Origin of the sequence: Paraburkholderia sp. A1RI_3L (assembly GCF_048957895.1) — a bacterium.
In the GTDB taxonomy this organism is placed as follows: Bacteria; Pseudomonadota; Gammaproteobacteria; order Burkholderiales; family Burkholderiaceae; genus Paraburkholderia; species Paraburkholderia kururiensis.
Genome location: NZ_JARCHA010000008.1, coordinates 13,009 through 35,215 on the forward strand (window position 1 = coordinate 13,009; position 22,207 = coordinate 35,215).

21 protein-coding genes and 1 pseudogene are annotated in these 22,207 nt (G+C 63.7%); 15 read left to right on the top strand and 7 right to left on the bottom strand.

Going from position 1 to position 22,207, the window contains the following annotated elements; genetic code table 11:
- Positions 1-101 precede the first annotated feature (101 nt).
- Genes PXJ20_RS20800 through PXJ20_RS20815 form a run of 4 tightly spaced genes read left to right on the top strand, consistent with a single transcriptional unit; the run spans position 102 to position 2,456 of the window.
- Positions 102-554, top strand: coding sequence for a MarR family winged helix-turn-helix transcriptional regulator (locus PXJ20_RS20800; RefSeq protein ID WP_413214402.1), 453 nt, complete (start codon positions 102-104; stop codon positions 552-554).
- Positions 555-583: 29 nt separating this feature from the next.
- Positions 584-874: a hypothetical protein gene (locus PXJ20_RS20805; protein ID WP_421031022.1), complete on the top strand. Its 291-nt coding sequence runs from the start codon at positions 584-586 to the stop codon at positions 872-874.
- A gap of 2 nt (positions 875-876) precedes the next feature.
- Complete coding sequence (locus tag PXJ20_RS20810; RefSeq protein WP_413214400.1) at positions 877-1,206, top strand: hypothetical protein; 330 nt, start codon at positions 877-879, stop codon at positions 1,204-1,206.
- Positions 1,203-2,456 (top strand): MFS transporter, encoded by a 1,254-nt coding sequence (locus PXJ20_RS20815; protein WP_126876376.1) that lies wholly within the window; start codon positions 1,203-1,205, stop codon positions 2,454-2,456. The genes PXJ20_RS20810 and PXJ20_RS20815 overlap by 4 nt, the downstream gene beginning before the upstream one ends.
- 161 nt (positions 2,457-2,617) lie before the next feature.
- Here PXJ20_RS20815 and PXJ20_RS20820 read toward each other — a convergent pair whose 3' ends face one another.
- Positions 2,618-3,016 (bottom strand): hypothetical protein, encoded by a 399-nt coding sequence (locus PXJ20_RS20820; RefSeq protein WP_413214398.1) that lies wholly within the window; start codon positions 3,014-3,016, stop codon positions 2,618-2,620.
- 189 nt (positions 3,017-3,205) lie between these two features.
- On the opposite strand from PXJ20_RS20820, the gene PXJ20_RS20825 reads away from it, so the two are divergent.
- The 9 genes from PXJ20_RS20825 (at position 3,206) to PXJ20_RS20865 (ending at position 12,247) form a co-directional block, all read left to right on the top strand.
- Positions 3,206-3,988, top strand: coding sequence for a GntR family transcriptional regulator (locus PXJ20_RS20825; protein ID WP_421031023.1), 783 nt, complete (start codon positions 3,206-3,208; stop codon positions 3,986-3,988).
- Between the two features lie 135 nt (positions 3,989-4,123).
- The gene (locus PXJ20_RS20830) at positions 4,124-5,755 is read left to right on the top strand and encodes a gamma-glutamyltransferase family protein (RefSeq protein WP_421031024.1); all 1,632 of its coding nucleotides are present in this window, start codon (positions 4,124-4,126) and stop codon (positions 5,753-5,755) included.
- 108 nt (positions 5,756-5,863) lie between these two features.
- The gene (gene oxlT, locus PXJ20_RS20835; protein WP_017777567.1) at positions 5,864-7,150 is read left to right on the top strand and encodes an oxalate/formate MFS antiporter; all 1,287 of its coding nucleotides are present in this window, start codon (positions 5,864-5,866) and stop codon (positions 7,148-7,150) included.
- A gap of 274 nt (positions 7,151-7,424) precedes the next feature.
- Positions 7,425-8,288: an ABC transporter ATP-binding protein gene (locus tag PXJ20_RS20840; RefSeq protein WP_421031025.1), complete on the top strand. Its 864-nt coding sequence runs from the start codon at positions 7,425-7,427 to the stop codon at positions 8,286-8,288.
- A complete protein-coding gene (locus PXJ20_RS20845; protein WP_421031026.1) occupies positions 8,281-9,093 on the top strand; it encodes an ABC transporter permease in 813 nt (270 codons plus the stop codon). Before PXJ20_RS20840 ends, PXJ20_RS20845 begins: the two co-directional genes overlap by 8 nt.
- Positions 9,090-10,058, top strand: coding sequence for an ABC transporter substrate-binding protein (locus PXJ20_RS20850; RefSeq protein ID WP_421031027.1), 969 nt, complete (start codon positions 9,090-9,092; stop codon positions 10,056-10,058). The genes PXJ20_RS20845 and PXJ20_RS20850 overlap by 4 nt, the downstream gene beginning before the upstream one ends.
- Positions 10,059-10,060: 2 nt before the next feature.
- Positions 10,061-11,419: an amidase gene (locus PXJ20_RS20855; protein WP_421031028.1), complete on the top strand. Its 1,359-nt coding sequence runs from the start codon at positions 10,061-10,063 to the stop codon at positions 11,417-11,419.
- The gene (locus PXJ20_RS20860) at positions 11,416-12,081 is read left to right on the top strand and encodes a GntR family transcriptional regulator (protein ID WP_199541210.1); all 666 of its coding nucleotides are present in this window, start codon (positions 11,416-11,418) and stop codon (positions 12,079-12,081) included. The genes PXJ20_RS20855 and PXJ20_RS20860 overlap by 4 nt, the downstream gene beginning before the upstream one ends.
- A 28-nt stretch (positions 12,082-12,109) precedes the next feature.
- The gene (locus tag PXJ20_RS20865; RefSeq protein WP_421031029.1) at positions 12,110-12,247 is read left to right on the top strand and encodes a hypothetical protein; all 138 of its coding nucleotides are present in this window, start codon (positions 12,110-12,112) and stop codon (positions 12,245-12,247) included.
- A gap of 684 nt (positions 12,248-12,931) precedes the next feature.
- Here the strand turns inward: PXJ20_RS20865 and PXJ20_RS20870 are convergent.
- Positions 12,932-13,570 carry a hypothetical protein gene (locus tag PXJ20_RS20870; protein WP_017777561.1) on the bottom strand — a complete coding sequence of 213 codons (639 nt, stop codon included), beginning with the start codon at positions 13,568-13,570 and terminating at the stop codon, positions 12,932-12,934.
- Positions 13,571-13,850: 280 nt separating this feature from the next.
- Here PXJ20_RS20870 and PXJ20_RS20875 point away from each other — a divergent pair, with 280 nt between their 5' ends.
- Entirely contained in the window at positions 13,851-15,155 is a 1,305-nt protein-coding gene (locus PXJ20_RS20875; RefSeq protein ID WP_421032587.1) for a chloride channel protein, read from the top strand.
- Between the two features lie 223 nt (positions 15,156-15,378).
- Here the strand turns inward: PXJ20_RS20875 and PXJ20_RS20880 are convergent.
- The 5 genes and pseudogenes from PXJ20_RS20880 to PXJ20_RS20900 all read right to left on the bottom strand — a co-directional run.
- A pseudogene (locus PXJ20_RS20880) lies at positions 15,379-15,672 on the bottom strand (tyrosine-type recombinase/integrase); the annotation flags it as partial.
- A gap of 251 nt (positions 15,673-15,923) precedes the next feature.
- On the bottom strand, positions 15,924-17,114 hold the full coding sequence (locus tag PXJ20_RS20885; RefSeq protein WP_421031030.1) for a M20 aminoacylase family protein: 1,191 nt from the start codon (positions 17,112-17,114) through the stop codon (positions 15,924-15,926).
- Positions 17,115-17,178: 64 nt separating this feature from the next.
- On the bottom strand, positions 17,179-18,525 hold the full coding sequence (locus tag PXJ20_RS20890) for a DUF3100 domain-containing protein (protein ID WP_421031031.1): 1,347 nt from the start codon (positions 18,523-18,525) through the stop codon (positions 17,179-17,181).
- 127 nt (positions 18,526-18,652) lie between these two features.
- A complete protein-coding gene (locus tag PXJ20_RS20895; protein ID WP_421031032.1) occupies positions 18,653-20,164 on the bottom strand; it encodes an aldehyde dehydrogenase family protein in 1,512 nt (503 codons plus the stop codon).
- Positions 20,165-20,193: 29 nt separating this feature from the next.
- Entirely contained in the window at positions 20,194-21,204 is a 1,011-nt protein-coding gene (locus PXJ20_RS20900) for an NAD(P)-dependent oxidoreductase (protein ID WP_421031033.1), read from the bottom strand.
- Here PXJ20_RS20900 and PXJ20_RS20905 point away from each other — a divergent pair.
- Positions 21,203-22,114, top strand: coding sequence for a LysR family transcriptional regulator (locus tag PXJ20_RS20905; RefSeq protein ID WP_017777555.1), 912 nt, complete (start codon positions 21,203-21,205; stop codon positions 22,112-22,114). The two genes, PXJ20_RS20900 and PXJ20_RS20905, sit on opposite strands and share 2 nt — an antisense overlap.
- Positions 22,115-22,207 lie beyond the last annotated feature (93 nt).

Below are 22,207 nucleotides of genomic sequence, written 5' to 3' on the forward strand. Positions count from 1 at the left end.
TCACAAACTGCGAGCAGTGAACTTGGTGGCCCGCTCAGTTCAGGTCCGCATATCTACAGTCAATATGTACAGATAAACTGTAGACATGCTACCATCGCTTCATGATAAAGCAGGCAAACACGTCCGAGACTCCCGAGTTGGCCGCTCTGGCTGGCGAGCTGCGCATTTCTCTGGGCAAACTGATTCGACGGTTGCGCGAGCAGGCGCATCCGGGCGACTTCACCTCCGCCCAGAAGTCGGTTCTTCTTCGTCTGGATCGTGACGGGGCCGCAACCGTCTCCGCTCTCGCCCGGGCAGAGAGCGTGCGTCCGCAGTCCATGCGCGTCACGGTAGCCGGTCTGGAGGCGATGGGGGCTATCAGTGGCGAGCCCGACCCGGCCGATGGCCGGCAAACGCTGATAAACCTGACGCCCCGTTTCCGGAAACAGATCAAGGCGAGCCGGGCTGCCAAGGAAGACTGGCTCGTCCGTGCCCTCCAGGCGCAACTGTCCCCCCAGGAACAAGGCGAACTCATGGCTGCGGTCAAACTGCTACAGCGACTCGCCGACTTCTGAGCCATTCCGAGCCCGTTGGAGGAAATTGCATGGCTGTCACCACGCTCGATCCGAACACGGCCCTCATCATCGTTGACCTGCAAAAAGGCATCGTCGGCTCCTCCTTCATCCATCCCATTGATGGGATCGTGAGTCGCTCGCGCGCCATGCTCGTACGCCTGGCGCGCGAGCATGGCTTCAACGTCACCTTAGCCCTCGACGCCATAACTGACGCGCGTCCCGAGGCCCACGACTACAGCATCAAGAACGTCTTTCCGAAGCTCGGCGAAACGGGCACGGCTCAGGACATCATCGATCTGCTGGCAACGAGGAGTGTCTGAGAATGGAATGGCTTCATCTCGTGTCCTGGTTCTTTGGCGGTGCGTTTCTCACGAACGCCGTGCCGCACTCCGTCAGCGGCCTGATGGGAAAACCGTTCCAAAGTCCATTCGCGAAACCGTCGGGGCAAGGGCTGTCCTCGTCGACCGTGAACGTGCTCTGGGGTTTTCTCAATCTGGTCGTGGGCTACCTGCTTCTTTGCCGTGTCGGACATTTCGATCTGAGAGACACGAGTGACGCCATCGCGCTCGGGCTCGGCGTCCTGGTACTCAGCCTGCCCACGGCACGACATTTCGGCCGCTTCCACGGCGGCAATACACCGGGGCATTCGTGAGCCCTCCGGCAACCGGTGTCTTCCGTTCGCTGAGAAACGTCAACTACCGCATCTGGGCGGCAGGCGCGCTGGTTTCGAACGTGGGCACGTGGATGCAACGTACGGCCCAGGACTGGCTGGTGCTGACCCAACTCACACGGCACAATGCGGCCGCCGTGGGCACCGTGATGGCGCTCCAGTTCGGGCCACAGCTTCTGCTGCTGCCCTGGACGGGATTCGCCGCCGATCACTACAACCAGCGCAAGCTTCTGATGGCAACCCAGGCCGTCTTGGGCGTTCTAGCCTTGATGCTCGGTCTTCTCACGGTGACTGGCATCGTCCAGCTCTGGCACGTCTATGTATTCGCCTTTCTGTCGGGCTGCGCCTCGGCGTTCGATGCCCCCGTGCGTCAGACATTTGTGGCCGAGCTTGTCGGCGATGCGGATCTGCCGAACGCGGTCGCGCTCAACTCAACTTCGTTCAACGCGGCGCGGATGATCGGCCCGGCGGCGGCCGGTGTGGTCATCGCTTCGATTGGCACCGGCTGGACATTTCTGCTCAACGGCGCCAGTTTTGCGGCGGTGCTGGCCTCCCTGTTTCTGCTGCGCGTTTCCGCTCTGCACACGAACGCACGCGCACACCGGACCAAGGGTAGTCTCACCGGGGGATTGCGCTATGTGTGGTCTCGACCCGACCTCAAGGCGATTCTCGTCATGCTGTTCCTGATCGGCACGTTCGGACTGAATTTCCCGATCTTCATCTCGACCATGGCCGTCAGTGTCTTCCACACGGATGCACGTGGTTACGGCCTTCTGTCGTCAATCATGGCCGTCGGTACTATTTCGGGAGCACTGCTTGCCGCCGGCCGCGATCGGCCGCGGTTCATGTCCCTGTTGATCGGTGCCGCGATTTTCGGAATCGGCTGCATGCTGGCCGCCATCGCCCCGGGCTACTGGTTGTTCGCTGGCGCGTTAGTCGTCATTGGTGTGGCCGCCTTGACCTTCACCAACGCGACCAACAGCCTGATGCAGCTCACGACCGAGCCTGCCATGCGGGGACGGGTGATGGCGCTGCGCGTGGCCATCGCGCTCGGCGGTACGCCGATCGGCGCGCCGGTCGTGGGTTGGGTAGCCGACCATCTGGGGCCACGCTGGGCGCTCGGCGTCGGCGCGGCGTCGGGCTTTGCCGCGGCGATGGTCGCTATCCATGCCATGGCGCAACAGATTCATCGGCCACGCGGAGGCGCATTCGAGCAGCATGACTTGCAGTGATGCGGCGATCGGGGGCCGTTTCCGAAGCCGCGCGGACGCTCCAATGTTCGCTGAGGTCGATGCGTCGTTCACGGCCTGGCCAGCGCAGCCGCTGCCGTCGCTCGCGCACCCGGATAGCTCCTGCTCAGACACATTGAGCTGAAACGGCTGAATCAGATCACTCATCGCTTGCTACCTTTGGTTGCGTAGTGACGTTTCATGAAGTCGAGGAGCGAGGTCGGCCGCACTGTCGGATATTGGTCATTTGCGATGTCGCGCAACGTCCCTTCGCCCGACATCATCGGCAGCAGATACTGGAGCGGCAGCATTGCCATCGGATGAGCACCGGCCTTCGCCATTCGCCGTAGTTCGGCATATCCGTCCGCGATCGAGCCTCGACGCACCCGATGAAGCGCCTTGCCCGTTGCTGCTGCATAGTCACCTGCAATCTGGGCAATGGTGCGGCGGTCGCCTGCCACGGACACCATCCTGGTCGCTTTGCCGTCCTTCCAAACCCAGTGCTCCGAGAAGCCGGCTTCCAAGATCGGCGAACGGCTCTCGGCGCGCGCAGGGACAGGCATACGAGATCGGTTTGCTCATTGGCACGGCGAGAAATTGATGAAAGCGCTTGCCGTTGAATTCGAAGCGCCTCGAAGAGGGTGCCCTCGTGTCACGCGCTCTTGCCGCCGGTTGCTCGCCCACCAAAAGCGAAGCCAGCCCGAAGCCACGGACCTTTTGCAACGCGCGGTCCTTTGTTAAGCTCTTCGGCCATGCCCGACATCAAGCTAAACATGACGCCCGACGAGCGCCCTGCCATCACGCCGGACGCCGCGCTTTCGCGCGCGGATCGCGTCTATTACACGCTGCGGGCGGAAATATTCGACATGCGCCTCCTGCCGGGGGACCGGCTCACCGAGGGTGCGATAGCCGAACGCTTCGCGGTTTCGCGCACGCCTGCGCGGGAAGCACTGCAGCGCCTGCAAAGCGATGGCCTGATGCAAGGCTACGTGCGCGGCGGCTGGGAAGTCGTGCCGATCGACAACAAGCGTTTCGACGATCTCTACGAAATGCGTCAGATGATCGAAACCTTCGCGGTGCGCAAGCTTTGCGCGGGCGACGCACCGCAGGCCGAACTGCATCTGCTGCTCGATGCGCTGGACCGCATCTGGAAAGTCGAGCGCGCGCGGCGCATTGCCGACGGCCGGAAGCTCGTCGAACTGGACGAAGCGTTGCACCACGCACTGGTAGCCGCCGCGGGCAACGACGAACTGACCTCGACGATGCAGCGCGTCACCGACCGCATCCGCGTCGTGCGACGGCTCGATCTCGTGCATGGCGACGGCATCGCGGAAACCTACGACGAGCACGCCTCGATTCTCGACGCCATTCGTCGCGGCGACGCCACGCGGAGTGTCGAACTCGTCTCACGCCATATCGGCGGCAGCCAGGCCAGCGTGAGCAGCCTGACGCTGCAACGCCTGCTCGCCGCCCGCACCGAGACGGGGCGAACGGTCACCAACGAGGCACCAGCGCGGCCTCGGCGCACCATCTGACGACATCGTCAGACGTTATCCAAAGCTCTAGCATGCAGGCCGCCGGGCCTTACGCAGCAAGCCTTCTCAGGGTTTGCACCGATGCCTGGCACGGATCTCGCGTTGATGGATTCCCATGTATACAAGGAAACGTCAATGCCTCTGACTCACCCGCACATCGCGGCGAACACATTGAATCCCACGCGCGGATCGCGCGGCATGGCGGTCGCGCCGCACGCGCTTGCATCGCAAAGCGCGCTCGCCGTGTTGCGCGAAGGCGGTAACGCGGTCGAGGCAATGATCGCCGCCGCCGCGACCATCGCGGTGGTGTATCCGCACATGAACAGCATCGGTGGAGACGGCTTCTGGCTGATCTCGCGCCCCGGTCATGCACCGATCGGCATCGAGGCGTGCGGCGCGGCGGCGATGCGCGCCGACATCGACACGTATCGCGGACTCGGCCTGAGCGCGATTCCCGCACGCGGTCCGCTCGCAGCCAACACGGTCGCGGGCACGGTGTCCGGCTGGGACTTCGCGCACCGCTTCTCGCAAGACGCGCTCGCCGGCCGCCTGCCCGTTGCGCGCCTGCTGGAGGACGCGATCCACTACGCGAAGCAGGGTATTCCCGTGACGCGCAGTCAGGCCGACTGCATCGCGGCCAGGCGCGGCGAGCTGGCGTGCGCGCCCGGCTTCGCGCAGACCTTCCTTCCGGATGCACACGCGCCGCGCACCGGCGACCGCTTCGTCAACACGCGTCTCGCCGCGACGCTGCAACGCCTCGCCGATGCCGGCCTCGATGACTTCTATCGCGGCGATCTCGCGCGCAGCATCGCACACGATTTGTCGTCGCTCGAAACGCTCGTCACGCTGGACGATCTCGAACGGCACCGCGCCCGCGAGCGCACGCCGCTCGCGCTGAAACACACGCTCGGCACCGTCTACAACATGCCGCCGCCGACGCAGGGCCTCGTCTCGCTGCTCATCCTGGGCGTGCTGGACCGCGTGCTCACCGACGACATGGACCCGCTCGGGCCCGAGTTCGTGCATGCGTGCGTCGAGGCGACGAAGCTCGCCTTCCAGGTGCGCGACGAACACGTGACGGACCCGGATCACATGCGTATCGACGCGGTCGCGCAACTCGATCCCGCCTCGCTGGACACCATGGCGAGCCGACTCTCAATGACGCGCGCCGCGCCCTGGGGCCGTGGGCGCGGTCCCGGCGACACGGTGTGGATGGGTGTCATCGATGGCGACGGCGTCGCTGTCAGCTTCATCCAGAGCATCTATCACGAATTCGGCAGCGGCATCGTGCTGCCGGAGTCCGGCATCAACTGGCAGAACCGCGGCTGCAGCTTCTCGCTGGCCCCGTCGTCGCTCAATCCGCTGATGCCGGGCCGCCGTCCGTTCCACACGCTCAATCCGGCGCTGGCTCATTTCGCCGATGGCCGCACGATGGTCTACGGCAACATGGGCGGCGACGGCCAGCCGCAATCGCAAAGCGCGGTGTTCTCGCGCATCGCGCGATTCGGCTGGAATCCGCAGGCCGCGATCGATGCGCCGCGCTGGCTGCTCGGCCGCACCTGGGGCCAGTCGACCGATTCGCTCAAGCTCGAAGCGCGTTTCTCCGGAGAGACCATCGACGCCTTGCGCGCGCTCGGCCATGACGTGGACGTCCTCGCCCCGTACGACGAAGTGATGGGTCACGCAGGCGCGATCATTCGGCATCCTGATGGATTGTTCGAGGCGGGATCCGATCCGCGCAGCGACGGCGCTGCCGCAGGCTGGTAGCGCGCCACGCGCGCATAACGTCACCGCTTCATCTCCCCGGTCCCGCGATTCGTCGGACCGGAGGGCACCCTTCATTCTTTCGATTCGCGATTCAACCGGGGAACGCACATGAACACACGCATTCATACGCTGCACGACGATGCCGCCGCGAGCGCGCCCGCCGTCGCGGCCTGGCACCGCTGGCTTCAACTGGGCTTGGGCCTGCTCTGCATGATGGCGATTTCCAGCCCGCAATATGTGTGGACGCTGCTGACCAGGCCGCTCTCGGCGAAGCTCGGCGTGCCGCTGCCCGAATTGCAGGTGACGTTCTCGCTGCTCATCATCCTGCAGACGTTCTTTTCGCCGTTTCAGGGCAAGCTGATCGACCGCTTCGGCCCGCGTCTCCTGATCTCGCTCGGCACGGTGATGTCGGGGCTGAGCTGGGTGCTCGCGTCGATGGCCACGAGCACGTCCATGCTGTATCTCACGTACGGCCTGGTCGGCGGGCTGGGCACGGGCATCGTGTATGTCGGCGTGGTCGGGCTGATGGTTCGCTGGTTTCCGGATCGGCGCGGGTTCGCGGCCGGCGCGGTGGCGGCGGGCTATGGCATGGGCGCGATCGTCACCACGTTCCCGGTGTCCGCTTCGCTGGCGACGCGCGGACTCGACGCCACGCTGTGGATCTACGGCATCGCTTTCGCGATCGTGGGCTTCGTCGCATCGCAGGGTCTGCGCGTGCCGCAGGATGCAACGCCGGCCAGGACATCGGCGCTGGCGGCATCGAACGTGCCGAACCTTCGTCCCTCGCAGATGATGAAATCGCCTCTCTTCTGGCTCATGTTCGCGATGATGACGATGATGTCCACCTCCGGCCTCATGGTCACCTCGCAGATGGCCACCTTCGCGGCGGACTTCGGCATCACGAAAGTCATTGTGTTCGGCATGGCCGCGCTGCCGCTCGCGCTGACCATCGATCGCTTCACCAACGGCCTCACGCGTCCGCTGTTCGGGCTGGTTTCGGACCGCTTCGGCCGCGAAAACACAATGTTCTTTGCGTTCGCGCTGGAAGGCATCGCGATGGCGCTGTGGCTGCTGACGCGCGACAACGCCCTGCTGTTCGTCCTGCTGTCGGGCGTGGTGTTCTTCGGCTGGGGCGAGATCTTCTCGCTCTTTCCTTCTACCCTGACCGACACGTTCGGCACGCGCCATGCCACCGAGAACTATGGGTGGCTGTATATCTCGCAGGGCATCGGATCGATCTTCGGCGGCCCGCTCGCGGCGCTCCTGCATCAGCATGCGGGAAGCTGGGTGCCGGTTTTCAGCGCCGCCATCACGCTCGACATCGTCACGGCCGCGCTCGCGCTCTTCGTGCTCAAGCCGATGCGCACTCGCTTCCTGAAAAACACGGCGGCATGATCGTCCGTCGGGCCGATGGCGACGCGCGTTCGTGAATCGTTCCTGCGAACGCGGCATGCGTGGCATCGGCTCGAACGAGACTGCGCTGCAGGTGACGTCTGCCGTGTTCCACGATGACGCTTATCCCGGCCCTTGCGGCATCGTCGTGCGCATGACGCGTCGCGTTCGGACTCCACGCTAAAAACTTTTTTGGGGAAAACACCTTCCTGTTTTTGATTGTGCATTATGCATTTCAGGAACCACTTCACTTGTGCGAGACCTTGCGAGGAACGACATGAAGGGATCGAACGCAACCGCAGCCGACACGTTCCCGGAAACGCTGACCGTGCGGCAGCTCATTCACGGTTTCCAGTCGCCCGATGGCTCGACCGTGACCATCTTCGACCGGCTCGACTTTTCGGTGCGGCAAGGCGAGATCGTGTCGATCGTCGGACGAAGCGGCGCGGGCAAGAGCACGCTCTTCAATCTCATCTCGGGCCTGCTCAAGCCGCAGTCGGGTGAGATATCGGTCGGCAGACGCGCCGACGGCGAAGCGGGCCGCATCGCGTACATGCTGCAAAAGGACCTCATGATGCCGTGGCGCACCGTGCTGCAAAACGCACTGCTCGGCATCGAGCTATATCGCAAAGTCCGCCCGGACGATGCGGCCCGCGCGCGGCAAATGCTCGCGCGTTACGGGCTCGGCGCCGTCGCCGATGCCTATCCGCATTCGCTTTCGGGCGGCATGAGACAGCGCGTTGCGCTCTCGCGCACGCTGCTCGTCGATCCGACGCTCGTGCTGCTCGACGAACCCTTCTCCGCGCTCGACTACGAGACGCGGCTCGCACTCGAGGACGACATCATCTCGCTGCGTGCGCAAAGCGGCACCAGTGTCGTGCTCGTCACGCACGACATCGAAGAAGCCATCGCGATGAGCGACCGCGTGATTCTGCTTGGCGGGCGTCCCGCGCGCATCGAAGATCAGATCCTCATCGAACTGACGACGCACGGACCGCGCAACGCCGTGTCCGCGCGCGAAGCGCCAGAATTCCGCGGCTACCACGCGCGCATCTGGAACGGCCTGCGCGGAAACGTCACCGCGCGCGACACCGATCAAGTCGCTCAACCGACTACTCTGGCAGGAGCCGTCCATGACTGAAGCCGTTCTCTCTACGCACGTCACGCCGAAGAAAGTCGTACGCCGCGCGTCCCGCAAGCTCGGCACGACCGGCGCCGTGGTCGGCATCGTCGTTGCGCTGATCGTCCTCTGGCAGCTTGCTGTCAGCGCGGGCTGGATCAACGGCAAGCTGCTCGGCTCGCCATCCGGCGTCTATGAGGCCGCCGTCATCGGACTGACGCAAGGCACGCTCGCCTCCGACACGTGGGTCACGCTGTATGAAACGCTGGCGGGTCTCGCCATCGGCAGCGGCCTCGGAATCGGTCTTGGTCTGCTGCTATGGTTCCTGCCCGCCGTGTCGGGAGTCGCCGAGGGTTTGTCAGTGATTCTCAACAGTATCCCGAAGATCGCGCTCGGCCCACTCATCGTGATCTGGTTCGGTTCCGACGCCTCCTCGAAGATATGGCTCGCCGGCATCTCCACCTTCGCTGTCGCCATGATCTCGTCGTGCGCCGCCGCGCGCGAAGTCGACAAGGACCTGCTGAATCTCTTCCACTCGTTCAAGGCCAGGCCGTCGATGATCTTCACCAGGCTCATCGTACCCAGCGCGCTGCCGTGGATCTTTTCGACGCTGCGCGTGAACATCGGCTTCGCGTTGATCGGCGCGGTCGTCGGCGAATACATCGCGTCGCAAGCAGGACTGGGGCACGCGGTGTTCGTGGCGGGCTCCCTCTTCGATCTCAATACCGTCTGGCTCGGCATCATCGTGCTGACCTTGATGGCCTCGGTTCTCAGCTGGATCGTTCAACTCGCGGAAGCGAAGATCATTTCCTGGAAGAAAAAATGAAGAAGACACACGCTCTGCTCAACAGTATCGCGGCGGCATGTCTCGTTGCATCGGGAATCGGCGCGGCGGCCGCCGAGCCGGTCGTCATCTATCAAGCGTTTCAGTCCATACAGTATCTGCCGCTCTATGTCGCCATCGACAAGGGTATCTTCGAGAAGAACGGCCTCGCCGTGCAGAAAGTGACTGCCGGCAGCGGCGCGGCGGGCGTGGCGGCGGTGATCGGCGGTCACGCGGACTTCTCGCTGCAAGACCCCATGACCGCGATGCTCGCAAACCTCAAGGGCGCGTCGCTCGTGAACGTGGCGAACGTCGTCGCGGGCGTGCCCGTCTGGGTGATCGCGCCGAAGGATTCGAAGGTCAAGGACGTGGGCGACCTCGCGGGCAAGAGCGTGGCCACCGCGTTGCCGCCATCGACCAGCACGTACCTGTTGCAGCGCCTCATCAGCGAACAGAAGCTCACGGACGTGAAGATGAACACGGTGCAGATCGGCACCGAACTCGCACCCGTGACCGCGGGCCGGTCCGAAGCCGCCGCGCTTTACATGCCGCAAGCGGAAACGGGGCTCGCGCAAGGGTATCGCATCGTCTATGCGTTCCCGAAGGCGTATCCGGGCGGGTATGCGTTCTCGACCATCGACACGCTCGCTTCCACCGTCAAGAGCAAGCCGAAGATGGTGGCCGCGTTCGTGAAGTCGATCGGCGAGGCCGAAGCCTTGATTCAGCAATCGCACGATACGGCGAAGAGCGTCGCGCGCGCGGAGTTCCCCTCGCTCGATCCGAAGATCGTCGATTCAGCGGTGCAGCGCCTCATCGATCAAAAGATCTATGCGGCCACGCCCGATATTTCCGAGCAGGCCTTTCGCAATGCGCTCGACCTTCAGGAGTCGATTGGCAACATCAAGCCCGGCGCGATCACTTATGCCAATGGCGTCGACAACACTTTCGCCGCGGCCGTGAGCAAGTAGCCATGATCCAGCGCGCTCGCTCCCTGCTCGCGACGCTGCTCGCGAACCGTCACGACGAGGCTGCCGCGCGTGCGACGCTCCTCGCCGCGCAGACCCGCGCCGATGCGCTCGAGCCCTGGCTTCGAGCCTTCATACATCGGCCGGATACGTACGACGTGCATAGCGCGGTGGCGCATCCACTCGCCGGCGTGCCCATCGGCGTCAAGGACCTGGCCGACACGGCCGACATGCCCACGGGCTACGGCTCGCCGGCCTACGACGGCCATCGGCCCGAGCGCGACGCGCGCATCGTATCGACGATCCGCGCGCTCGGCGGCGCGATTTTCGGCAAGACCGCGACGACCGAGTTCGCCTGGCGCGGTCCGGCTGCGACCGTCAATCCATGGAACCGGGCGCACACGCCGGGCGGTTCGTCGAGCGGATCGGCGGCGGCCGTCGCGGCGGGCATCGTGCCGCTTGCCATCGGCACGCAGACGGTCGGCTCCATCATTCGTCCGGCGGCGTACTGCGGCGTCGTCGGCTACAAGCCGTCGTATCGCGCGGTGCCGAGCGAAGGCGTGCATCCGCTTGCTGCATCGCTCGATCACGTCGGGTTCTTCGGGCGATCCGTCGAAGACGTGGCCGTGGCGCATGCACTGTTCGTCGAACGCGCGCCGCACGCGGTGGAAAGCGAATCGGCGTGGCGCGGTCACTTTCCGCGCAATACGTCCGCGCTCACGCTCGGCGTCGTTCGCACGCCGTTCTGGGACGAACTCGTCGCGCCGCATCAACGCGAAAACTTCGAGGCATCGTTGCAGACGCTCGCCGAAGGCGGCGCGCGCATCGTCGAGCTGGACTATGGCGCGGACCTGCCGCGCATGCGCGAAGCGACATTGACCATCCTCGCGGTCGAGGCGTATCGCGCCATCGGCGATGTGGCCGCGCGCGCACCCGCCCTCATGAGCGAACATATGCGCCTGCTGTTGTCCGAAGGCGCGGCGATGCCGCTAGAACGGTATCAGCAAGCCTTGCTGCTGCAAGCGCACGTGCGCTCGCAGTCCGCCGCACTGATGCAGGGCTGCGACGCGCTCGTGACCCTGCCTGCCAGCGGTGAAGCGCCTCACGGACATGCGGATACCGGCGACGCCCGCTTCTGTGCCCCGTGGAGCCTCATGGGTGCGCCCGCCGTCAACGTGCCCTCCGGATGGAGCGAAGCCAATCTGCCGCTCGGCTTGCAGATCGTCGGCGCGTTCGGCGATGATGCGAAGCTGCTAAGCGTGGCCGCGCGCATCGAAAGCATGCTGGAATTCGAACCACGCGCTATCGTTGCTGGATCGGCATGCGCGCCAGACGATAACAACCGCTCACGAAGACGCGCATGAGCCAGCCCTTTCGCACGATTCAGCAATACGTGCTCGGCACGTTGCGCGCCGAGATACTCAACGGCATCCATGCACCGAACACGCGGCTGCGGCAGGAAGAGATCGCCAAACGCCTGAGCGTGAGCACGACGCCGGTGCGAGAAGCGTTTCGCGACCTGCGCGCGGAAGGGCTTGTCTCCATCGATCCCAACAAGGGCGTCGTCACGCGCCCGCTCACGGCTGCGGACGTGAGCGAAATCTACGAGTTGCGCATGGTGCTCGAACCGATGCTGGCCGAGCGTGCCTGCGCGCATGCCACCGAGAGCGACCTCACCGCTGCCGCAAACGTTCATGCACAGATGTGCGCGACATCGTCGGCAGAGACGTGGGCCGTACTCAATGAAGGGTTCCACAAGCATTTGATGACGAGCGCCGCCGGCACGCGTCTCTCCGAAATGGTCGAAGGGCTGTCGCTCATCGCGCGGCCATACGTGTCGCTTTCCATGCACGTCAAAAGCGATATGCTCGACAGCAACAACCGCGAGCATGCGGATCTCCTCGACGCATTCCGCGCGCGCGATACGCGCGCCGTGCATGCGCAGACGCGCGCGCATCTCGAGAACACGCGCGATGCGATCATCGCCTGTGTGGTGCAAGCCTCGCCTTCGCAAGCCGCAGCTTGAGCAGCCATCCGATTCATACTCGATGCCCATGCTGCTCGATGTCTCGGAGGCGCTCGAAGGGGCATTTTCCACGGACCCCGCCCTGCGCCGCCATGTGCCGGACCTTGACGCACTGTCCAAGCCGGTGCCTGAGCTGCGGCCTATCGTGCACTCCCCGCCGCGCTGATCAATTGCTCGAGCACGGCCAGGTAGGCGTGATCAGACACTCGCTGCAGCTGCGGCTGCACGCCGCTCCACGCGTAGCGCCCCACGCGTAGCGCCGCTCGCGTGGCCTCCAGCGTTTGATGCGACCGACCAGCAGAGACAAAAGCGCGACGTTGCATGGCAGAGCCAAGGCAGCGGCGACGCCGCCGACGTGTCAACGCAACAGGTGCTCCGTGGAGCGTCGAGGTAGTCAAGGCAGATCTCCGCACCGCAGCATTAGCGCACGCGACAGTTTTTGCGAGCGATGGCGGAGGCTCCCGGAGGCGTCGCCTGTGCTCGTCAGCGGAAGCCTTCGCCTCCAGGCGGTTTCCTCAATTCGACGCTATATGGCCTTGGGGGCGGCGCCTGTTGCCTCGTTCTCGGTTGCCGCGCCTGGACATGCCTCCACCTTGAGTTTGTATCCCATCCACGCCCATCTCGGTAACCAAGGGAACCGCCTAATCGATTTACTGAGCGCACCGGAGGTCGGGGAAGATGACGTGCGTATCGCTAAATGGCTCAGCTGATCAGTTGCCCGACGCGTCACTGGCGCGGACGTCCCTCACCGGTCGTGCGTCCGTTGTTGAATGCTGAGCCAACGCCCGGACGTCAGTATGACCGCCTGACCGAACGATCGATGGCCCATCGACACCGGGCGCGCAGGCGCTCAAGTCTGCCGAGGGCGCGTATTGCGCTCGATGGCCATGACGGTCAGCAATAGCGTGAGGGTGGCGGCAACTCCGAGCAGCGTGCCGAAAGCATTGCGATACTCGTCAAGCTTTTCGGCCGCGCGCTTGCGGGCGTCGGCAACCTCTGCGAGGCGGTCGATGGTCATGCGCGCATACTCGCTCATCGCCGCCGCGACGTAGTGCTGCCGGTTGTCCCACTCCCACGACGTCGCGTGCTGGTCGGCCGCAGCAACCACCGCAGCAAGACCGTTGACGAAAGCGGGTCGATTTTGCACGGGAATGTCGTCGAGCCAGCCGTTCAGAACGGGCTGGCTCGTCGCATCGCTTGTCAGCACCGAGCTCAGCGGCTTCGGAATCGGAATCCCCATCGCGTTGGGAACGTTGATGCCCGCGTCATGTGCGCTGAAGAATTCGTCGTTCGCCGACTGAGTGCCCGGTACCGCGGCCAGTACCGTCGCGACGGACACGGGCGTCGCATGGTCAGGGGGAAGGGCGGTCTTGCCCACCACGATGCTCACACCCACCATCGCGATAGCGGCGAGTGCGCCGCCGAGCAGGATCTGGCACAACGCCCTCGCGACGCTGAAGAACACCCGTTTTTCGGCCTTTACAGTCATTTTTCTGACTCCCGTTTGCGGATACCGCCTTGGCGGTCCGGTTTTTGCGACAGCGTGCTGGTCTTTCATTCGAGTTACGGCGGGAGGGCATGAGCCTTGCCCGCCGATCGCAGAGAGCCATTTTGCGCGGGACAGTTCCCCAAGATTGCGCGACGCAGGATAGGGACAACCCCTCCCCCCGCAGGGAACACCGCTCGTGCAGGCGACTGCTCGCAAGGATGCGCAACGGTATACTTCCGCCTTCCGCATGAACCGCACGCCCATACCAATGCCGATCCTAATGGACAAATGGTCTTTCAGGCACGCCTACAAACTGTGGCTTCACTACGGCGTCTTCTGGATGGGGGCCGTTACCGCAGGGCTCGTCGCGGTACTGTATGCCCGCCTGATCGATTTTGGATACACCCTCTTTCTCACGTACCTGGCGCACAATCGCTGGCTGCCGTTGCTCGTCACACCGGCGATCAGTGCGCTATGTGTGTGGCTCACGAGACGCTTCTTCGAAGGAGCGGAAGGCAGCGGCATTCCGCAGGTCATCGCCGCGTTGCACGGCCCGCGGGAATTGGGCCAGCGGCTGCTCACGCTCCCCATTCTCGTCGGCAAGATCCTCGTTTCGTTTCTCGCTATCATGGGTGGACTGACGATCGGCCGCGAAGGGCCGACCATTCATGTGGGCGCCGCACTGATGTTCAGCCTGCGGCAGTTCTACCCGGCGCGTTTTCGGGCAATCAGCGGAGCGGCACTCGAGCGCAAGCTAGCGCTGGCCGGCGCGGCGGCTGGCCTCTCGGCGGCCTTCAACGCGCCGCTCGCCGGGGTGGTCTTTGCCATCGAGGAACTCACGCGCAGTTTCGAACAGCGCACGAGCGGCGTGCTGATTACCGCGATCATCTTCGCAGGCGTCGTATCACTGGGTCTGCAGGGCAACTACGTCTATTTCGGCACAATCGAGATCGGCCCGCACCTGCCAGATCTCCTTGTTGCGGCCGTGCCGCTGATCGGCGTAATCGCAGGGGTCGCCGGCGGCGTTTTTTGCTGGCTGCTGCTGAACACGAAGCGCTGGATGCCGCCCAGCGTGCTGCAGATGCGCCTTGATCGCCCGGTCATGTTCGGCGCGCTCTGCGGACTCATCATCGCAGTGATCGGCGTCGTCAGCTCAGGGCATACGTTCGGTAGCGGATACGCGGAAGCGCGTTCGATGCTGGAAGGGCACGGAGAATTCACTGCGCTCTATCCCGTGTTCAAGATGGTCACGATGGTGGGCTCTTATCTGCCCGGCTCGCCAGGCGGCCTCTTTGCGCCGTCGCTGGCAATCGGCGCAGGTATCGGCAATTCCGTTCACATGGTGTTCTCGCAGATGCAACTGCCCATGCTGATCGCGCTCGGCATGGTCGGCTATCTCGCAGCAGTCACGCAAAGCCCCATTACGGCCTTCGTCATCGTGATTGAGATGATCAACGGCCACGCCCTCGTTATCTCCCTGATGGCGACGGCATTGATTGCCAGCCGGGTATCGCGGCTCTTCGCTCCCCCCTTGTACGAAGCGCTATCGGAACGCTACGCGGCGCCGCGGCATGCGCCTTCATGACCGCGCCGTAGACATTGCCCGTCAACACGCGGGCCCGCCGCGCATCCGGCTGCAGTGCCCTCGCCCATACCGACATCTGCAGCGCCATGATGGCCACGAACGCGACGGTAGAGGTTGGCGAGCGAACGTCAGCCATCTACTGCGGAACGACCGTTTTCGCGTCCCAGGCTGCACGGTGATGAATGACGGCAGGTGGCCGGGCAGCGACCCGACGCCGTCCGGCCTACGTCCCGCACACGTCGGTTTGCTCAGCCATCTCGAGCGCCTCATCGACCTCAATTCCGAGGTATCGAACCGTGCTCGCTAGCTTCGTGTGTACGAGCAGTAACTGTACTGCCCTCAAATTTTTCGTGCGACGATCAATCAGCGAAGCCTTGGTCCGGCGCATCGTATGCGTTCCGTAAGCCGCATCATCCAGTCCGATCGCTCGTATCCAGCGATGGACCAGTCGGGCGTATTCTCGCGTCGACAGGTGCGGCGAATCGTGGATGCGACCCGGAAACAGATAGTCGCCGCCCGAAAGCGCTGCGGCCCGAGCCCTCAGGTCAAGCTGCCCTGCGCCTCGTACGTGTGAGGCTCCAGGGGACCTCCCGAAAAAACTCACGGTCAATCGGGTTTGAATCGCGTGCAAAGGGAACGGCATCGCAGATGCCAGTGCAGTATTCTTCTACCCGCCTCCGCCAATATTCTTTCTCCTTTGTCCAATACCTGCCACACCGTCAGTCGCGCCACCACGACGGAACCGTGGCATGCGTGCAGTCCTCAGAACTACGTCTGAAGGAAACGCTCAACCAGCCTGACAAAGTAGCGCGCGCCGATGGTCAGCAGTTCGTCGTTGAAATCGTAGCTGCTGTTATGCAGCAGACACGGGCCGCCGCCATGCCCCATCTCGCGATGGTCGCCCATGCCGTTGCCGAGGAACGCATAACAGCCCGGCCGTGCCTTCAGCATGAACGAGAAGTCTTCGGCGGCCATCGTGGGATCGACCGCTGGGTCGACTTTCTCGGCACTGACCACCTCGCGCATCACCTCGACCGCGAACGCAGTCTGTGCTGGGTCGTTGACTGTCGGCGGATAGTTGCGGTCGAACGCAATCTCGTATTCGCAATCGAATGCTGTGGCGGTCGCCGCGACGACTGCGCGCAGGCGTGATTCGATCAGGTCGAGCATCGCCGTCGTGAATGTGCGCACGGTGCCGCCGAGCCAGGCGTCGGCCGGCACGACGTTTTGCGCCTCGCCCGCATGAATCTGCGTGACGGACAACGCAGCGGCCTCCACCGGATTCTTGTTGCGCGACACGATACTTTGAAGCGCGAGCAGCACATGGCCCGCGGCGATGACGGGGTCGCGGCCAAGGTGCGGCATCGCGCCGTGGCAGCCTGCGCCACGCAACGTAATTTTGAAGAGACTCGTCGAGGCCATCAGCGGCCCCGGACGAACCGCAAAATGGCCAGTGGCAATGCCGGGCCAGTTGTGTACGCCGAATACGGCATCGACTGGAAAGCGTTCGAACAGGCCGTCGTCGATCATCGCCCGCGCACCTGCACCCGCCTCTTCAGCAGGCTGGAAAATGAAATGCACGGTGCCGTCGAAATCGCCATGGCTCGCCAGGTGCTGGGCCGCACCAAGCAGCATCGCCGTATGACCATCGTGTCCACACGCGTGCATCACACCGGCCACCGTCGAGCGATGCGCGAACGTATTGGTTTCCTGCATGGGCAAGGCGTCCATGTCCGCGCGCAGACCGATCGAGCGCGTGCCCGCGCCGCGGCGCAGCGTGCCGACCACACCAGTCCTGCCGACGCCCCGCGTCACCTCGATGCCCCACTCTTCCAGCTTGCGCGCCACCAGGTTCGATGTCCGGAAAACCTCGTAGCCGAGTTCGGGATGCGCGTGGATATCGCGCCGAAGCGCTTTGAGAGCAGGCGCAAGCGCTTCGATGTCAACCGTCGGTGTCATGTCGTAACAGATGGAATACAACGAGGTGCAGCCGTGGGAACGTCGGCTGCACGCAGAGGACAGGTCAGATGTGGAAGATCTGTGCGACGAGTGCGGCGCCGATGAATGTGCCGGCGTTGGCGACGAACGACACGAGCACGATGCGCCAGCCGAGCCGGCGGAACGCCGGGATGTCCTTTGCGATCGAGAGGCCGGCGAAGGTCAGCATCGGCGTCACGACGCCCAGGAAGTCGTTCTTTGCGCTCATCGCCGCGATCTGCGACGCCCACGGGCACAGCGGCGAAGTCATGAACATCGCGACAATCGACACCCAGCACACCGCCGGAATCTTGCGTCGTGTAGCAGTCGACAACGCATCACCGATTATGGTGGCGAGTACCATGAAGCCCATACCCGGCAGCCCTTGCAGCGGTGTCGTGCCGTGCGTGATCCAGTCGCACACGAGCGAGAAGATCGCGGTCAAACCCCAAGCCGCGATCTTGCCTGAATAGCTCAGCGAGGGTGCCTCGGTCTGGACATCGCCGAGCTTCGGGCGCGCTGCATCCACAGCTTCGGAGGCGCCCGATGCCTTCGTCGTACGCCCAATGAGCGGCTCGAGCACGCGATAACCGAACACCGCCAGCGGCAGGGAGATGAACAGCGTGAAATACGTGCCGATGGTCGTCGTGATCAGATTGCTGGCGGCGGCAAAGGTCAGCACGTCCTTTGCGACTTCCGGCGATTGCTGTGCCGCCGCGATCGCGCCAGACGCAGCGGCCATCATGCTGCCCGAGCCGACGCCCGCGCCCATGGCGAGCGCCAGCGGATGGAAGATGTTCAGGCTCGCCACAAAGCCCGCGAAAATGGCGATGAACACGGCCCCAAACACCGTGCCCGTCAGATATTCGGCCAGCACGCCGCGGCCTTCCGCCGAATTCATCCCATATTTTTCGCCGATGATGGCAAGACTAGGTTCGCGACCCACGGAAAACGTTGCGCCGATGGCTTCGCGCTTGATGCCGAGGAGCAGCGCAAGCGGCAAGCCCAGCAGGATCGTGCCGACGAAGTGTCCGAGTTCCTGAAAGGCGAGCGCCCAGCCGGCTGCGGCGAGCTTCGGCAATGCGCTGCCGACCATCAGACCGAGCTTCGATACGAAAAGCAGCAACGCAGGCTGTAGCACGGCGGCAGCCAGAAACTGCGTCTTCACGTCCAGCCGCATGCTGCTACGCCAGCGCTCCGATACCAACCCCAGCGCGCCGCCCATCAACAGGGCCCAGACCATCGGCAACAGCACCACCTTGCCCGGCCCCACCTTGAACGTGAATGCACCGATGCACTGCGCGACCAGCAGGATCGCAGCCGCGTAGACCAGCAATTTTGCGCCCCTGAAACCGCTGCCCGATGCACCGTCCGTCGTTATCGTGTGTTCCATGCTGGTCTCCGCCCCAAGGCACAATGGCCCGATATCAAGGTTATCAAGCTTGTCGTCTTCGTCGAACAACTCAACTGAGTTTATGGCGCAACCTGCCTGCGCCACCCTGGGCGCAGGCAGGTTGCGCTCACAGATAGCCGAACGCGGTCGACGGCGCCTTTGCCGTTTCAACCCACACGCTCTTGGTCTGCGTGTACTCGTACAACGCCTCGACGCCGCTCGAACGGCCATAACCGCTCATGCCGTAACCACCGAACGGCGAAGCCACGTTGATCGTCTTGTAGCCATTGACCCAGAACGTACCCGCGTCGACCTGTGCGGCTACGCGATGCGCGCGCGCCACGTCGTTCGTCCACACCGCGCCGGCCAGGCCGAAGTCCGTGTCGTTGGCGATGGCGATCGCTTCTTCCTCTGTGTCGAACGGAATCGCGACCACCACAGGCCCGAAGATTTCGGTGCGCGCCACGTCCATCTGATTGTTCACGTTCGCGAGTACGGTCGGCGAAACGAAATAGCCGCCGTGCGACTTCTCCGCCGATCCGGCCGCGAGCGTCGCGCCCGCTTCTACCCCGCTCGCGATCATCTTCATCACATGATCGTACTGGGCGCGATTGCAGATAGGGCCGACTTCGGTGGCGTCGTCGGTCGGTACACCGACCTTGATCTTCTTCGCACCCGTCGACACCATCGCGACAAACTGCTCGTAAATCGAACGCTGAACGAGCAGACGTGAGCCCGCCACGCAACTCTGACCCGCTCCCGCGAAGATCGCGGCCTGTGCGGTGAGCGCCGCGCGCTTCAGGTCCGCATCCTCGAACACGATGTTGGCCGACTTGCCGCCCAGTTCCAGCACGCAGGGCAGTACGCGCTTCGCCGCCGCTTCCGCGATGCGGGCACCGGTTGCCGGAGAGCCTACGAACACGACCTTCCTGATGACCCTGTGCGCAATCGCTGCCTGCGCGATGGTGTGGCCATAGCCCGCGAGCACGTTGATGAGCCCCTTCGGCACGCCGGCACGCTCGGCGAGCATACCGACGGCGAGCGAACTGAACGGCGTGAGTTCCGACGGCTTGAGCAGCACCGCGTTGCCCATCGAAATGGCCGGCGCGAGCTGCCAACCGCAGGTGAACACCGGCGCGTTCCACGGCGTAATCTGAAGCACGGTGCCCGCGGGCTCGCGGCGCGTGTAGTTCAGATGCGAAGTGGGCACCGGAATCACGTCGCCGTAAAACTTGTCGGCCCACCCGCCGTAGTACTCGAACATTTCGGCGACCTTCGCGACTTCACCGCGGCAATCGCGGATCGGTTTGCCCGAGCCGACCGATTCGAGGCGTGCCAGCTGTTCGGCATGCTGACGAATATGACGGGCCACCTCAAACATCGTGCGGCCGCGCGCGGCATGCGTCAGCGACCACCACTGCTGTTGCGCAGTCTGCGCCGCCGAAGCCGCGAGCGCGACGATTTCGGCTCCGCCATCACGATAGGCGATGCTCTTCTCGCCGGAAGCGGCGTCGTACAGCTGGATGGTTTCGCCCCTGCCTTCGACCAGTTCCCCGTTCACATACGAACCCACGGTTTCTGCATTCGGGAAGAAGTGCTGAAATGCCTTGAGCAGGTTATCTGCGATGCTGTGTTCCATAGCGTGTCCTCGTTGTATTCCGTGAGCGCTCATTGCCCGTCGACGAACTGAACGATGCAATTGAAATCTTCTGCATCGCCAATCGATTCCTCGCTCTTCGCCCACAGCCGTCCCGCTTCTTTCGCGACCGGCGCGCTGACGTTCTGGCTCCGCAGCAGCTCAAGCGCGAGGCGCATGTCCTTGCGCATCAGTTTCATCGTGAAACCCGAGTCGAATTTCCCGTTGAGGATCCACGTCGGGTAATTGGTCAGCGTCGCGCTGTTCCTGCCGGAGCCGCCACTCAGCGCTTCGATCAGACGCGCGCCATCCACGCCCGCGGACTCCGCTGCGCGGACTGCTTCGCTCGTCACCAGCAGATGAACGCCCGTCAGGAGGTTGTTGATGAGCTTGGTGACGTGGCCCGCGCCCACCGGCCCGACGTGAACCTGCTTCGCGCTGATTGCGGAGAGAATCGGCTGCACGGCGGCGATATGTTCATCGGCACCGCCCAGCACCATCGTCATGGTGGCCGTGGCGGCGCCCTTCGGACCTCCGCTCACCGGACCATCGATGAACGCAACGCCACATTCCGCGAGTGCGGCAGCGACCTTGCGCGTGCTGTTCGGGTCGGCGGTCGTCGTGTCAATCACGGTCAGACCGCGTTTCGCATGGGACGCTACGCCGCCATCGCCGAGCACGACCTGCTCGACGATCGCCGATGTCGGCAGCGAGAGGATCAGCACGTCGACCGCCGCGGCGATTTCCGCGACTGATGCGCAAGGCCGCACACCCTCTTCGCCCAGCTTCCTCGCGCTGTCCTGGCTGGTATCGAATCCAAACACGTCGAAGCCTGCCCGCTTCAGCGACAGGGCCATCCCGCGCCCCATGTTTCCGAGTCCGACGACACCTACCGCTTTCATTTCTGCGCTCCTGGTCAGTACATTGAGATGCGCCTGGCTCGAGGCCTGGTCCGCTCCGTTGACGTCGATATTCGGCGCATTGACCGTTTCAACCAATAAGTGCCAATATTCGAATCGTTCTAATAATTCGAACACCACCATGGCAGACAGCCTGACCGAAAGCCGGATCACCTATTTTTTCGAAGCGGTGCGTTGCGGCACGATCCGCGCAGCGGCTGACTGGCTCGATGTCGCACCCTCTGCCGTAAGCCGCCAGATCACCTTGCTGGAAAAGGAACTCGACGCCCCGCTGATCGAACGTCACGCCCGTGGCGTTACACCGACCGAGGCCGGCCAGTTCGTCATCCAGTATTTTCGGGAGCAGCGCGCGCATCGCGAAGACCTGCTGTCCCGTCTGCAGGAACTACGCGGCCTGCGTACCGGCCGCGTCAGCGTGGTGCTGGGAGAAGGATTCGTATCCGACATGCTGTCGGGACCGATGCAGCATTTCTGCAGACAGTATCCGAACATCAAGGTCAATCTCGACGTGGGCAGCACGAACGACGTGGTGACGAAGATTGCGGAGGACGAGGGAGACATCGGCCTCGTCTACAATCCGCCGAACGAACCGCGCATCGTATCGCGTGCGTTCCGCCAGCAGCCGATGATGGCCATCGTCGGCACCAGGATGGCGCGCACGATCAGGCGCAAGAGTCTTACCGTGCAGGAACTGGCGTCGTATCCGATTGCCGCGACCCATGCCACCTATGGCACACGGCAAATGCTGCAGGCGGTCGAGTTCGCCGAGAAGATCACGCTGGAACTGGCGGTCACAACCAACTCCATCAACATCATGAAGCAGTTCGCCCTTTCCGAACTCGGGATCGTGGTGCTACCGGCTTTTGCTGTTGCCGGCGAACTCAAGGCTGGGCAACTGAAGGCCATTCCCATCGAACACCCGATTCTTCAGAACGCCGAAGCACATCTCGTGACGCGTGTGGGACGCACGCTGTCCGTTGCATCGAACAAGATGCTGCAGATGATCTCGTCGCAAATGAGCGCGTTTCGCTAGGCGGTCGCGGCAGGAGCAGCCCCCCGGCCCAGGACAAGGACAAGAACAGCGGAGATCAACATGGGCAACAATCGGGCAGCACTTCGGTTTTCA

Bases quoted from the DNA above. Each gene is read 5' to 3' on its own strand.
- PXJ20_RS20870 (WP_017777561.1), bottom strand. From the start codon at position 13,570: ATGACTGTAAAGGCCGAAAAACGGGTGTTCTTCAGCGTCGCGAGGGCG.
- PXJ20_RS20900 (WP_421031033.1), bottom strand. From the start codon at position 21,204: ATGGTGGTGTTCGAATTATTAGAACGATTCGAATATTGGCACTTATTG.
- PXJ20_RS20800 (WP_413214402.1), top strand. From the start codon at position 102: ATGATAAAGCAGGCAAACACGTCCGAGACTCCCGAGTTGGCCGCTCTG.
- PXJ20_RS20845 (WP_421031026.1), top strand. From the start codon at position 8,281: ATGACTGAAGCCGTTCTCTCTACGCACGTCACGCCGAAGAAAGTCGTA.
- PXJ20_RS20850 (WP_421031027.1), top strand. From the start codon at position 9,090: ATGAAGAAGACACACGCTCTGCTCAACAGTATCGCGGCGGCATGTCTC.
- PXJ20_RS20830 (WP_421031024.1), top strand. From the start codon at position 4,124: ATGCCTCTGACTCACCCGCACATCGCGGCGAACACATTGAATCCCACG.
- PXJ20_RS20855 (WP_421031028.1), top strand. From the start codon at position 10,061: ATGATCCAGCGCGCTCGCTCCCTGCTCGCGACGCTGCTCGCGAACCGT.
- PXJ20_RS20820 (WP_413214398.1), bottom strand. From the start codon at position 3,016: ATGCCTGTCCCTGCGCGCGCCGAGAGCCGTTCGCCGATCTTGGAAGCC.
- PXJ20_RS20810 (WP_413214400.1), top strand. From the start codon at position 877: ATGGAATGGCTTCATCTCGTGTCCTGGTTCTTTGGCGGTGCGTTTCTC.
- PXJ20_RS20875 (WP_421032587.1), top strand. From the start codon at position 13,851: ATGGACAAATGGTCTTTCAGGCACGCCTACAAACTGTGGCTTCACTAC.
- PXJ20_RS20885 (WP_421031030.1), bottom strand. From the start codon at position 17,114: ATGACACCGACGGTTGACATCGAAGCGCTTGCGCCTGCTCTCAAAGCG.
- PXJ20_RS20805 (WP_421031022.1), top strand. From the start codon at position 584: ATGGCTGTCACCACGCTCGATCCGAACACGGCCCTCATCATCGTTGAC.
- oxlT (WP_017777567.1), top strand. From the start codon at position 5,864: ATGAACACACGCATTCATACGCTGCACGACGATGCCGCCGCGAGCGCG.
- PXJ20_RS20840 (WP_421031025.1), top strand. From the start codon at position 7,425: ATGAAGGGATCGAACGCAACCGCAGCCGACACGTTCCCGGAAACGCTG.
- PXJ20_RS20905 (WP_017777555.1), top strand. From the start codon at position 21,203: ATGGCAGACAGCCTGACCGAAAGCCGGATCACCTATTTTTTCGAAGCG.
- PXJ20_RS20825 (WP_421031023.1), top strand. From the start codon at position 3,206: ATGCCCGACATCAAGCTAAACATGACGCCCGACGAGCGCCCTGCCATC.
- PXJ20_RS20895 (WP_421031032.1), bottom strand. From the start codon at position 20,164: ATGGAACACAGCATCGCAGATAACCTGCTCAAGGCATTTCAGCACTTC.
- PXJ20_RS20890 (WP_421031031.1), bottom strand. From the start codon at position 18,525: ATGGAACACACGATAACGACGGACGGTGCATCGGGCAGCGGTTTCAGG.
- PXJ20_RS20865 (WP_421031029.1), top strand. From the start codon at position 12,110: ATGCTGCTCGATGTCTCGGAGGCGCTCGAAGGGGCATTTTCCACGGAC.
- PXJ20_RS20860 (WP_199541210.1), top strand. From the start codon at position 11,416: ATGAGCCAGCCCTTTCGCACGATTCAGCAATACGTGCTCGGCACGTTG.